The organism is Paenibacillus sp. VTT E-133291, assembly GCF_002264395.1.
In the GTDB taxonomy this organism is placed as follows: Bacteria; Bacillota; Bacilli; order Paenibacillales; family Paenibacillaceae; genus Paenibacillus_AQ; species Paenibacillus_AQ nitricinens.
On record NZ_NFVA01000069.1, the window covers coordinates 23,347 to 36,063 of the forward strand.

A 12,717-nucleotide genomic window follows, 5' to 3' on the forward strand; every position below is an offset into this window, starting at 1 on the left:
TTATTGTTCAAAAACGGTCCACCTCGCAGTCTTCTGTGAGTGGGCCGTTTTTATTTAAATAGAAGAGAGACTAATAATTCTCGCATTTTATCCTTATTGTATTCATTTTTACCCCTTGCATCCGGTTAGATTTTGTTTTATTCTGAATATGAAAATAATTTTCTTATTTCAATAAATAATTTTAAAAATAATTTTAAAAAGCTACATTAGAAGTCGAGGTGAATGGATGTCCCCAATTTTATATGCACTTGAGCATGAAAAGTCCAAGCTCTCCCAAATGGAGCGCAAGCTGGCGGAACGGATCCTGTCATCGCCAGGTGAAATCGTTCATATGGGCATCACAGAACTCGCAGAGCAATGCGGTATTAGTCCTGCTACTATCACACGTTTTTGTAAGGTTCTGCATTTTAAAGGCTTCCCAGATTTCAAAGTAAAGCTGGCAGCTGAAATTGCTCATAGCGATGCAGGGCCTCAGGATGGCGGTTCTTCTTATCAAGATATCGTTGCAGGTAATCCGCTTTCCGTTATTGTGGAAGCGATGCAAACGAACCACCTGACCTCCATTCGGGATACGACTTCACTCCTAGATCTGGAACGATTACAAGCAGCCGTTAATTTATTGTGCCAAGCAAGGCGAGTGGATCTTTACGGCATGGCAACTTCCTCCATTGTTGCACAGGATTTCTATCAGAAGCTGATCCGCATTGGCGTGAATTGCACCGCTTTCGCCGATTCCCATATGCAGATTACATCTGCCTCTTCGCTCTCTGAAGGCGATGTCGTATTCGCAGTATCGTATTCCGGGGAAACCCCAGAGACCATTGATTCTTTAACTTGTGCCAAAGCCAGCGGAGCAAGCACAATCGCTTTAACCTCTTACGGCAGCAGCCCCTTGGCAACTCTGGCTGATATTCCACTGTTCTCCTCTTCTCTGGAAAAAGGAATGCGCCGAGGAGATATGGCCTCACGAATTGCCCAGCTACACATCATTGATATTTTGTTTACTGGAATGGTCAGCACCCGTTTTGGGGATTTTATTCCTAGACTGGAGCAATCTTATTTGAATGTCCAACATTACCGAAACAAACGAGGAGGTCAATCTTAATGAATATTCTTAAATTCAACAGTGATGAAGATTTTGTACAAACGGGTGCGAACCTAATTGCCAGCCTGCTTCAAAGCAATCCAAAAGCGGTGCTCGGTCTAGCGACCGGGAGTTCCCCAGTTGGTGTTTATGCCAAATTGGTTGAAATGCACCAAAAAGGACTTGTAAGCTTCTCGAAAGCTTCTTCCTTCAATCTTGATGAGTATGTCGGACTTCCTGTTGATCATCCGCAAAGCTATCGCAGTTTCATGAACGAGCAATTATTCAATCATATTGATATTGACCCAGGGCAGACACATATCCCTAACGGCAATGCTGCAGATATGGAAGCGGAGTGCCGCGCATACGACAAAATGCTGGAAGAGAACGGACCGGTTGACTTGCAGATCCTTGGGATTGGAAGCAACGGGCATATTGGTTTTAATGAACCAGATGCTAATCTGAGCAGCAAAACACATGTCGTTGATTTGCTTGAAGACACACTGGAAGCAAATGCCAGATTCTTCGACTCTTTGGACGATGTACCACGGCAAGCAGTCACTATGGGCATCGGCGACATTCTGAAAGCTCGCCAGATTCTATTGTTAGTACGTGGTGCCGGCAAAGCTGAAGCCATCCGGAATGCCGTTGAAGGTCCGATTACTACCCAGTGCCCTGCATCTTTACTGCAAAGCCATCCGAATGTAATTGTCCTTGTAGATGAAGGAGCAGGAAAATGGCTGAAATAAACGAAGCGCTAGGAAAATTACTGTTTGGTAAGGTGCTAACCCCCCAAGGATTAATTAAGCATGGCGTAATTGCAGTATCTCGTGAGCAGATTCATTATGCCGGCGAGGCAGCATGGCTTCCAGAGATTTACGCTCACTGGCCTGCTAGTGGTCAAGCTTCGGAAGACCTGCTTATCCCTGGATTTGTGGATGTGCATGTACATGGTGGAGCTGGCCACGACTTTATGTATAGTGATGCTGAATCTTTAAATACCATCACTAAATTTCACAGCTCCCAGGGAACAACTACCATGCTGGCTACAACTATGACTGCCTCTAAGTCAGCCATTGACCAAGTCTTTGTTGAAATAAACGCATATCGCGCTACTGAGATGCCATACACACAAATCGTGGGCATGCATTTGGAAGGACCATTCATCAGCCCGAAATGGTCTGGAGCTCAGAATCCTGAGCATATTGTTCTGGCTAATATTGAGTGGCTGGAACAATGGGAGAATGATTATCCAGGCATGATCCGGCAAGTCACATTGGCTCCGGAACGTGAAGGTGCACTAGAAGCTATCCTCTGGCTACGTAAGCATGGTATTACCGCGGCTCTTGGTCACACTGATGCTTCCTTTGAAGAGGTTATAGCTGCGGCAGATGCCGGATTAAATCAAGCCGTGCATATGTTTAATGCAATGACACCACTACATCACCGCAAGCCTGGAGCTGCTGGTGCTGTACTATTCGATAAACGCATACGTGCGGAGATCATCGCCGATGGCATACATGTTCATCCTGCAGCGATTTCTCTAGTGGCTAATCTAAAAAAAGATAACAATTTGTTATTGATTACAGATGCCATGTCTGCAACAGGTCTAAGTGATGGTGAATATACGATCGGTGATTTACCTGTGCTAGTTCAAGATGGCATCGCAACACTTAAAGATAACCCTGCCGCTTTGGCAGGTAGTACACTTACCATGATTCGTGGCTTCCGTTATCTCATACAGGAAGTAGGGCTCAGCCTAGAAGAGGCCTCCCATGCTGCAAGCCTTACTCCGGCGATATCCATTGGAATGGAGCGTTCCATCGGTACCTTGGAAGCCGGAAAACGCGGTGATATCCTGCGTCTTGACGCTGAATTGAATTTGCGAGGCGTATGGATTGGCGGTCGCCCAATTACCATTTAATAAGGTGGCTATATAATAAAAAAGCAACAATTCTCGCCACAAAGGAGAGGACTGTTGCTTTTTTTTTGTTTATAAAATCGAACTATTGATTAATAATTACGCGTTGGGAAAATTCGCTCAACCATCGTTCGGAATTCATCCACAAAGCCCTTGATCGGATGACCCGCACGGGCCTCTTCTGCATAAACGTTAACACGCTCTACAAAGTCTGGGTTTGCTGATACATATACATCCTTAATTGTTGCATCATGTTTTTTAACTTCAGCAGCGATTTTCGCTTTAATTTCTTTAGTAACCGTATCTGTTTCTTTCATATTCATCGTGTTATTTGTATTGTTCATGTGAGTCGAATGAGTACCGTTCATGTGAGTTGAATTACTTCTATAATTCGTACCATGAGTACTATTGGTGTAGTTTGGAGTGGTACTGCGAATACCCATTCCAGTCCCCAAACCATCTGTCATCCCTGATCCGGTTCCGGTTCCGGTAGAATTTCTAGTTCCCATGCCCATTCCATTACCAATGCCCATTCCCATATTGACATCACGTTTCGAACCGTTGCTATTCAGCAGAGGTCCATTATTATAAGTATGGGTTCTGGTCCCCGTTGTCCCAGTACCTGTTCCCAGACTTCCCATTCCGGTTGTTCCATTTCTGTGAGTACCCATGCCAAGTGTTGCAGGTCCAGTGCTTGTTGTACCAGGGACTGTATTCACAGTGCCTCTCAGAGCTCCGTTCGTTCCATTCGTTACGGCCCCTGTATCATTCATTCCATCGCGCCCTATTTTCACTCTTCCTGTACCCGACATTACTCCAGTCGGTCCATAATTGTGTGGAACTGTAGATGATTTGGCTCGATACGATGTAGTACCTTTGGCCCGAAGACCGGTAGTTGTATCATGTAACGTTACGGCGACATACGCATTTTTACCTGCAAGCATTACGTTCGCTGTACGAACTTCAGGCATAGCAGCAATACGATCAGCAAGCTCCTGACTGACCTCCATTTTAGTGATATTATGCGTACCCATTGTTCCTCCGCGTACGGAGTTTACACCGATACGTCCGTCATTTACCCCACGGACACTATTTGTTTGCACATTAGTCTTTTCTGCCGTGTTCGTCCCACACCCTGTAATACTCACCAAGCCTAGAAGTAATGCGGCTGAAACTGACTTGCTGATCTTGGATCGCATCATGAATTCATCCTCCATCTCTATTGTTGTATGTGTGCAGCGTAACAGTCGTTAGCATGACCTTCCGAAGAACAAGCTATCCTGAAAGGATTTGGAACTATGTCTGTTTACCGTCACCTGCGAAAGCACATCGGCGTATCTTATAAACAGTAAGCCGTATTTCAACGAAGTCGGTATTGCTCCGCAAAAGTCAGGAGGCACGTGCATGAAAGTTTTATTCACGTTTTATATACCGAGTGGCGGGGTGGAAACTTTAAATAAGCTGCGGTGTGAGAGTCTCCAGCGGAATGGGATCGAATGTCATGTTTTATATCTAATGCCTGGTTCAGGAAGCCAGAATAAGGCTAACTTTCCGGTCTTCATTTCCTCTTTAGATGAGGAGATTAAAGAAGTTCTTGAGACACATAACTATGATGCCATTATTGTTACATCCGATTATTTATTGCTTAAGCGTCTGCGCGAGCTCGGTTATGGCGGTATTTTGATATACGAATCTCAAGGACTTGGAAAACGGAACCATGCGGAAGATCTAATCAAAGACGCTATCCCTTATTTCCGCTCCTACTGTAACGCAGTCTTAATCCCACCAACGGATCATTTACTGGAGCTGTTTATTGAAATCTGTCCATGGCTACATCGGTATGTCATTCCCAATATTGTTGATGTTCAGTCCTTTCAGCATATCCCTGCCGATCCTCCGGCTGATCCGGTCATCGCTTGGGTCGGGCGTCTGGAAAGCAACAAAAATTGGCGGGAGTATTTGAAAATTGCCCATCAAATTCGCCTTCACAAACCAAACCTTCATCTATGGATGTTTCATGATCCTGAATTAGCCACAGAGGATCAAAAGCAGCTCTTCCAAGAAGAATTGCATAGGTTAGGTCTGAACGACCGTCTAAGTACCTTTACCAACATCCCTAACCATGTGATGCCCATTTATTATTCCTCCATAGCTAATTCTGGAGGGTTCCTGTTATCCACTTCTGTTACAGAGGGATTTGGATATGCCGTTGCGGAAGCTATTTGCTGTACTTGTCCCGTGCTTAGCACGGATTCCGACGGCGTTAGATCTTTTATTGTGCATAATATTTCAGGTAAATTTTATCCTCTTGGCAACATACAAACGGCCGTCAATGAAGGGCTAGAGCTAATGAACAATATATCACTGCGAAATGCACTCCGTCAGCAAGGAAGAATTTATATGGTTTCACGTTACGGTACGGAAAAATATGCGCAGTCTTTTCGTGAAATGATGAACTCCTTTGCCATCTTTTAACTGCAAAAGAACCTTCAAACCACTTTATGTGGATTTGAAGGTTCTTTATAATTTTGGGACATACTAAGATGGATTTCTTGATACAATCTCAAATAACATATTTTGAAATATTCGTGTACTTTTTTCCCAAGTGAACTCCTGTGAAACCTCTTCCCCCTTACGAGCCAATCGTTGACGTAAAGACGGGTCTCTGATTAAGGTTATAATGTCATCTGCAAGCCGATTCTCAAATCGGTAGGACATTAAGCAGTTATGACCATGTGTACAATATTCCTTATTCCCACCGGCGTAAACCGTAACGAGTGCTGCACCACAACGCATGGCCTCGATCCCTGGTAACGAACCTGTATCATACGTGCTCGAACTTACAAAAATATCGCTCTCACTATAGTGGAAACAGAGTTCTGTATCATTCGCTGGAGTTCTTATTTGGTAACGTTCGTCGTTCACTAGGGCTTGTAGTGTTGTAGATTCCGCTTGTTCTCCGGGAGGAGAAATTAAATATATTTCGACCTCAGGATGGTAGGCTTTAACCTTATTTAATTGCTGAAGTAAATAATCCTGCTCACGGTGAGCTGAGAATCCACCCTCTGGTTTTCGCATAATCGCGGAAATTACCAGCCTTTTATTACGATCACGGATTTTCGTATTTTTAAAAACAGGACCTACTCCGATCGGCACGATTCTCCCTTTAATCCCATGGTTCATCTGGACAATTCCTTGTTGCCAGTGTGATAGAACGAGTAAGTTAGGTGCAATATTATACGATGAAAAAGAACGGCTATTGTCAGGTAAAAAGGCAGGCTCATAACAAAGCGCCAATCGAACATGAATACCTTTCCCCTCTTCACTTGCCCGCTGTGATACCTCGACTGTGGTATAGAAGTTGGAGATAATCACATCTCCTGCAGGAAAATCGCTTGCTGCCAGTTCTCCTTCTTTTGCATAGATCAGTTTACATCTCATCTCGTATTCTACGACACCATCACTGGGTAAGAGGATCGTCACTTCATGACCCATTTCTGTCAGACGATTAGCCAGCTCCGTGAGCATACGCTGCGCCCCGCCCCTAGTTAGAGTTAGAACAGGAAATATTAATTTCATTTCCCTCTCTCCTTTTGCAACAAGCGTGATAGAACCCGGCGATGTCTTGCTTGTACCTGCTCAATCTCCTTTTTCTGCTCCTCTTTGTGAATCACTGAGCCCATTTCGTTATGAACTCGGTAATCAAGCAGCGGTTCCTCTACATAAGACCATGTATAATACGGCAAAATACGTAGCCATAGATCATAATCTTGTGTATACAACAATTTCTCGCTAAATTTCCCAACTGCACAAAAGATCTCCATATGGAGAAGAACCGTACTTCCATTTACCGGGCAGCCCAACATCATAGTCTCAATAAAATGGGCCCTGCTGTTAAAAATCATACTTATCGTTTCGGAAATCCGCTCACCCTGCTCATTTATATAATAATAGGCAGTATAATTAAACAAAGTCCCTGTGCTTTTGAGCATTTGCATCTGGTTTTTGATTTTATTCGGATGAAATAGATCGTCAGCACTTAGCCAAGCAAAATAGGTTCCAGTAGCCACTTCTATCCCTTTGTTTAGTGCGGAGGCCGTTCCTCCATTGCTTTTTCGTATATAACTAATCTTATCCCTGAAGGGCTCAAGCTTCTCCATCCAAAGCGTAGATCCATCATCGATTACTATGATCTCTATGTTCGAATAACTTTGTTTCAACACGCTTTGGATGGCGAGATCCACATATGGGCAGTTATAAAAAGGAATGATCACCGACACTTTAGGTTCTTCACTCATGCGCTCACCTCCTTCACCTGAAGCTCGCTCTTTATACTGTTTTGCAAGCTAATAAGGCATCTACCGGAGCATGGCCTTCACCATACGCCTCACGAAACGATGGATTTTGAGCATGATGAAAGCCTTTAAGTACAGTTACAGCATACCCCAGCTCTATAAAGTCCTGCGGCTCCCATCCGCTCCGATGCTTTTGATAATGTTCTCCTTGCAAATGATAATGGTCCGTTCCCTCCTGCGGAAAAAAACCCCGAGGTGTAAACACGACTACCCGATTATAGGCGATTCTCTCGGCCATCCCGAGTAATCTCTGTCCTTCCTTCCTTTCAAAGTGTTCTATGGAATCGATAAAAGTGACTGCCGAGAACGTCTTAGGAAGAAATAATTTATCCATATGACTAGCATCCCCATGCACTGGAATGATGTGAGGTGATTTATATTCACGATGCAGCAGGTAAGGTCTGTGAATTTCTAGTCCTAGGACAACTACGGCTTCATACCTTTCAAGCAGGGTACCGGTGCCGCTGCCGATATCCAGTATACTTTCGCAGAATTTCAACTGCTCCAATAAGATTGGTAGAAAGTCATTCACTTCAATTTCCCGGTACATAACCTTCTTACCCCCCCATAGAAGAGATCAAGTGTTGGAGCGGACCCTTGTAGCGAGCGTTGGTTGCAGCTGCCTCTGCCATAATGACATCATAATACTTAAGCGTCCCCATCCCTTCATGATTACGGTAAGCAGTGAGTGACTGATTCAGCATCACAGGTGCATACCCGTTCAGAATCGCGCGGTACCATAAATCATAGTCATGTGTATAGGGTAGTGATTCATCAAATAGCCCAATTGCTCCAAATACCTCTCTTTTGAACATCACCGTACAGCCATTAATAGGGTTACCTTGCAGAAAGCAACGTAAATATTCTAACTGATTGGGAAACAGAACTGCGGCGTTCATCTGAGTTAATTGAGATTGAGCGTTAATAAAATGAAAGTTGGTATAGGAGATGAACAGGTTGTTCTGCTCCATGAACAGCACCTGATTATTGATTTTGTCTCGATAGAATAAGTCATCTGAGCTGAGCCAGGCCACATAGTCTCCGGTTGCATGCAAAATGCCGTGATTCAGTGCGGAGGCAGTCCCTCCGTTACTTTTCCCCAAATAATGAATTCGCGGAAAATACGGTCTAATCAGATCTGCATGAACGGTCGAGCCGTCATCGACGACGATGATCTCGTAAGGCTCCCAAGACTGAGAAAGCACACTTTGCAAGGCATGTTCTATATAAGGGCAGTTGTAAAAAGGAATCACTACCGATACTTTCGGTCTCATAACATCCGTCCTTCCCAGTTCACGCGGCAATATTCCAAAATATCTGTTAAGGACTGACTAAACTCAATTCCCGGCTTCCAGCCCAGTGAAGATACATTTTCTTCAGGTGTTACAGAGGGATCTGAAGTTATTAGTTTATCCCCCGTCACTCCGTTAACCGGAATAGAGAGAGCAGCTTGTGCTGGTCCCCAGTCCATCGGAATTGAAGCACTGGAGCGGCTTAGAAGCTGCTCCGCAATATCCCCAAGTTGCCGTTGTGTCCCTGAGTCAATTTGATAAATGGTTCCATTAGTACCTTCGCGCAAAATAAAGTCATAAGCTCTTACAGCATCGCGTACATCCAAAAAATCACGTAATGCATAGCGAGATGAAAGTTTAAAGGGAGGGATTTCTTCTCCTGCATTTACTTCACTACGAACAATATGCTGTGCCATTAAAGAGCAGAAACCAGTAGAAGGACCGGGACCGATTAGGTTACAGGGCTCAGCCAGCAGAACAGGCTGTTTAAACAGCGTCCCCCACGCCAGAGACACCAGCTCTTCTATTGTTTTGCTGAGGCTATATGGGTGTGGGGGTCCTGCCACCACACCCGGTTTGAATTTAAGCCGTGAGCCTGCTACAAGAACTCGACTGGCAGGCAGACTTCGCATGGCTTCGAGCAAATATAACGTAGCCATCACATTCGTCTCCATAAAGAGCAAAGGGTTACGCCAAGACTCGGGCACCGAGTTGTTTCCTGCCAAATGAAGAACTGCCTCCGGCGTAGTTTCCTTGATCATCTCAGCTACGGCCTTCCGATTGCTTAAATCACAGTAATAAACCTTTACTCCTTCTGGAAACAAAGCGGAAGCCAGGGCACCCGCTGTCGATGACGGACGCACCACAGCGGTAACCTCAGCACCTCCTGCCAAGAACAAATGAACGGCATGTCGACCAGTGAATCCGGCAGCCCCGGTAATCAGTAGTTTTTGACCTTTCATGGCGACATCTCTGACTGTTTCATCCAGTCAGCCAGCTCTTGCAGCATCAATGGGTACGAAGGCAACGGCAAATTAACATCCGTTCTTGTATTCACTAATGTTCGATCCTGAACATGTTCATCCTCAGGGATGATTTCCACATCCTCTTTATGAAAAGCAGCCTGAATATGCTGAAGCAGCTCATACTTACTTACTGGCTTCGGATGCGCTAAATGGATCAGCCCCGATACCGTGGAGTCCAGCAGCGTATCCATTGCCTTAGCTAATTGGAGTGTAGTGACTCCGTTCCACATCACCCTGCGGTATCCTGACACCTGACCATGCTGTGCCAGAAACCAATCCATCAAGCCAATGCCATCCGGGCGGATTTCCGGACCAATAATCGAAGTGCGGATCGTAAGATGTCCAGATTGCCGCACCTCACCAAGACTTTTCGAAATCGCGTAGGCAGAGGTTCCATCAGGAACATCCTCTTCTGTGTACCCCCCGCGTGTTCCTTCAAACACGCAGTCGGTACTGATATGAATAAGTCTTGCATGCACAACTTCCGCCATCCGCCACAAGTGATGAGGAAGAAAGCCATTCACGTGGTAAGCGCCAATTTTGTCACGTTCTGCGAATTGATTGAGTACCCCCATCGCATTAATGATGCAATGAGGGGAGACGATATCGACCAGCTTCTCTACTCCGGCTATATCGTTCGCATCTACATACAGCCCGCCAAGATCGCTCTTATCCCGGGTTGTATGGAAGACGTGATGCTTGCCCTGGCGGCGGAAATAATCCGCCAGCATATGCCCCGCCATACCGTTTCCACCAAGGATAAGCAGCTTCATTGCAGGAACCCTCCTCGAATCAAGATGCTTTTGATCTCTTCCTGATCCATTAGATTCGTCTCGGAGCTGAAGCTATTAAAAGAGACATGAGGATAAGCGCTATAATGTGCCTTTAACTCTGGCATGTTCAGTGTAGGGAGGATCACTAGATACTGTTCATCGTAGACAACGGTTGTTAAGCTTTCGAAATCGCTCATTAGAATCTCGTGTATTTTCTCCCCCGGACGAATTCCGGTCTCAATAATACTTACATTCGGCTCTCCTGAGGCCTCGATTAATACCTCAGCCAGGTCGATAATCCGGCAGGTAGGCATCGTCATGACAAAGATTTCTCCACCTAAGCTAACCTCAGAAGCTTTAAATAACAACGTAATCGCATCGCGCAGGGTAAAAAAGAAGCGGGTCATTTTCATATCGGTAATACGTACCTGTCCCTTGTCCTTGATCTGCTTCATGAACAAATGTACTACGCTGCCGTTCGTTCCGAGCACATTCCCTCCACGTACGGTTACAAAGCGGGTGTTTGAGCCAATTAGATTGGCATAGACGAACAATTTTTCCCCAATCGCTTTGGTCATTCCATAGAAGTTCGACGGGTTTGCAGCCTTATCCGTAGAAATGTAGATGGCTTTCTCAACGCCATTCACAATGGCTGCTTCGATCACATTCTGAGTGCCTACAACATTGGTTTTGAGCGCTTCATAGGGCTGATCTTCACAGACCGGAACATGTTTGAGCGCCGCCAAATGGAAGATATAATCAACGCCGCGGCAGGCGGCGATCAGCGCATCCTTGTCACGGATATCGCCAATGATAAAGCTGAGACGTTGATCCTCGAACTCCCGGCTCATCGCCACCTGAGCGGACTCACTGCGGGAGAATACGATGATTTCCTTAGGATTTTGCGGCAGAAGTTGCCTAATCAGCTCATGCCCCCAGGAACCGGTGCCGCCTGTGACCACAATCCGTTTATTATTGAACATGCAGGTTCCCTCCAAGCAAAAATTTAACTACCTTTACCGAAACATCCGGAGTCAAGTACCCTTCCGGAGCTTCCCAATCCCGACGAAGTGCCGTCATCAGCTTGACGCTACGTAGAATACTTTTCTGGTCTACACCTGATACCACATTACTTCCGCAATCCACCGTTTCTGGACGCTCCGTTGTTCTGCGAATCGTAACGGTTGGTACTTTCATCAAGCAGCATTCCTCCTGTACAGTCCCACTATCGGTAATGGCACATAAGGCATGCTGTTCCAAATAAACAAAATCAAAAAATCCGAAGGGCTCATGAAATTCAACGAGAGGATTCATTGGAAGAGAAAATTGCTCGGTTAGTTTGGAGCGAGTGCGAGGATGAATGCTGCATATTAAACGAATTCCAAAATGCTCAGCCACTGCGTTAAGACCTGACATAATTTGTACAAGGGACTCTGGATCATCTACATTCTCTGCACGATGTGCTGTGACTAGGAAATACTGCCCTGAGGTAAGATTCAGCTGCTCCAGAATGCTGCTGGCCTGGATTTTTGCTCCAAAATGAGTCATGACCTCATGAATCGGATTTCCTGTTAACACAATACGTCTGCTTGGGAAGCCTTCGCTGATTAGATGTCTTTTGCTCTGCTGTGTATATGGCATATTAATGGTCGAAACGGCATCTATGACACGGCGGTTTTTCTCTTCGGGCACTTTTAGGTCATAGCAGCGGTTGCCTGCCTCCATATGCACCACCGGAATACCCATTCGTTCCGCCAAAATCGCGCATAACGCGCTATTCGTATCCCCCAGAAGCAAGACACGGTCTGGCTGTTCTTTCTGTAAAATGCTCTCTAGCCCTCCGAACATGGCGGCAAGCTGGCCGCCGAGTCCTGCTTGCTTATCCTGCAGCACATAATCCGGTGCCCGCAGTCCCAGCTCTGCAAAGAAAATGCCGCTGAGACTGGCGGTGAAGTTCTGGCCGGTATGCACCAGGATGTGCCGCTCAGCATGTTCGTCGAGAAGCGGAATGATAACACTGAGGCGGATGATTTCAGGCCTCGTGCCTAAAATCGTCATGATCTTCATGAGTTCACTCCCCTGCCTGTTTGATGATGGTCTGACTTGACTCCGTCGGGTGGACTGAGCGGTTAAAGGGATGGGGCATTCTACGGCAATTATGCCGTTAATTGCCCGCTTCCGGCTGGATGAGACACTTTCTGGGGCAGTTATGCCCCTCTTTTCACTCATTTGGCTGGATGAACGGGATTTTTACCGTTCTTTGCACA

At 45.7% G+C, this 12,717-nt stretch carries 13 protein-coding genes; 4 read left to right on the top strand and 9 right to left on the bottom strand.

All coding sequences use genetic code 11. The features are described 5' to 3' along the window. The first annotated feature begins 226 nt into the window (after window positions 1–226). The 3 genes from CA598_RS22930 to nagA are packed head-to-tail and all read left to right on the top strand — an operon-like array spanning window position 227 to window position 3,008. Window positions 227–1,105 carry a MurR/RpiR family transcriptional regulator gene (locus CA598_RS22930; protein ID WP_094877996.1) on the top strand — a complete coding sequence of 293 codons (879 nt, stop codon included), beginning with the start codon at window positions 227–229 and terminating at the stop codon, window positions 1,103–1,105. Further along, complete coding sequence (gene nagB / locus CA598_RS22935) at window positions 1,105–1,833, top strand: glucosamine-6-phosphate deaminase (protein ID WP_094872656.1); 729 nt, start codon at window positions 1,105–1,107, stop codon at window positions 1,831–1,833. The genes CA598_RS22930 and nagB overlap by 1 nt, the downstream gene beginning before the upstream one ends. Beyond that, window positions 1,821–3,008: an N-acetylglucosamine-6-phosphate deacetylase gene (gene nagA / locus CA598_RS22940; RefSeq protein WP_094877997.1), complete on the top strand. Its 1,188-nt coding sequence runs from the start codon at window positions 1,821–1,823 to the stop codon at window positions 3,006–3,008. The genes nagB and nagA overlap by 13 nt, the downstream gene beginning before the upstream one ends. Window positions 3,009–3,097: 89 nt before the next feature. On the opposite strand, the gene CA598_RS22945 is transcribed toward nagA, so the two are convergent. After that, the gene (locus tag CA598_RS22945) at window positions 3,098–4,207 is read right to left on the bottom strand and encodes a YhcN/YlaJ family sporulation lipoprotein (RefSeq protein ID WP_094877998.1); all 1,110 of its coding nucleotides are present in this window, start codon (window positions 4,205–4,207) and stop codon (window positions 3,098–3,100) included. Window positions 4,208–4,409: 202 nt separating this feature from the next. On the opposite strand from CA598_RS22945, the gene CA598_RS22950 reads away from it, so the two are divergent. Continuing rightward, window positions 4,410–5,480 (top strand): glycosyltransferase family 4 protein, encoded by a 1,071-nt coding sequence (locus tag CA598_RS22950; RefSeq protein WP_094877999.1) that lies wholly within the window; start codon window positions 4,410–4,412, stop codon window positions 5,478–5,480. 63 nt (window positions 5,481–5,543) lie between these two features. Here CA598_RS22950 and CA598_RS22955 read toward each other — a convergent pair whose 3' ends face one another. From CA598_RS22955 to wecB, 8 genes are read right to left on the bottom strand one after another with little or no spacing between them, the layout of a single operon-like run. Next, complete coding sequence (locus CA598_RS22955; protein WP_094878000.1) at window positions 5,544–6,584, bottom strand: glycosyltransferase family 4 protein; 1,041 nt, start codon at window positions 6,582–6,584, stop codon at window positions 5,544–5,546. After that, entirely contained in the window at window positions 6,581–7,303 is a 723-nt protein-coding gene (locus CA598_RS22960) for a glycosyltransferase (protein WP_094878001.1), read from the bottom strand. The genes CA598_RS22955 and CA598_RS22960 overlap by 4 nt, the downstream gene beginning before the upstream one ends. Before the next feature lie 31 nt (window positions 7,304–7,334). Continuing rightward, window positions 7,335–7,910 (bottom strand): class I SAM-dependent methyltransferase, encoded by a 576-nt coding sequence (locus CA598_RS22965; protein ID WP_094878002.1) that lies wholly within the window; start codon window positions 7,908–7,910, stop codon window positions 7,335–7,337. A gap of 7 nt (window positions 7,911–7,917) precedes the next feature. Continuing rightward, complete coding sequence (locus tag CA598_RS22970; RefSeq protein ID WP_094878003.1) at window positions 7,918–8,634, bottom strand: glycosyltransferase; 717 nt, start codon at window positions 8,632–8,634, stop codon at window positions 7,918–7,920. Continuing rightward, window positions 8,631–9,614 (bottom strand): SDR family oxidoreductase, encoded by a 984-nt coding sequence (locus CA598_RS22975; RefSeq protein ID WP_094878004.1) that lies wholly within the window; start codon window positions 9,612–9,614, stop codon window positions 8,631–8,633. The genes CA598_RS22970 and CA598_RS22975 overlap by 4 nt, the downstream gene beginning before the upstream one ends. Further along, entirely contained in the window at window positions 9,611–10,450 is an 840-nt protein-coding gene (locus tag CA598_RS22980; protein ID WP_094878005.1) for a dTDP-4-dehydrorhamnose reductase family protein, read from the bottom strand. Before CA598_RS22980 ends, CA598_RS22975 begins: the two co-directional genes overlap by 4 nt. Further along, window positions 10,447–11,433 (bottom strand): polysaccharide biosynthesis protein, encoded by a 987-nt coding sequence (locus tag CA598_RS22985; RefSeq protein WP_042191479.1) that lies wholly within the window; start codon window positions 11,431–11,433, stop codon window positions 10,447–10,449. The genes CA598_RS22980 and CA598_RS22985 overlap by 4 nt, the downstream gene beginning before the upstream one ends. Further along, window positions 11,423–12,517: a non-hydrolyzing UDP-N-acetylglucosamine 2-epimerase gene (wecB, locus tag CA598_RS22990; RefSeq protein ID WP_094872670.1), complete on the bottom strand. Its 1,095-nt coding sequence runs from the start codon at window positions 12,515–12,517 to the stop codon at window positions 11,423–11,425. Before wecB ends, CA598_RS22985 begins: the two co-directional genes overlap by 11 nt. Window positions 12,518–12,717: the final 200 nt, after the last annotated feature.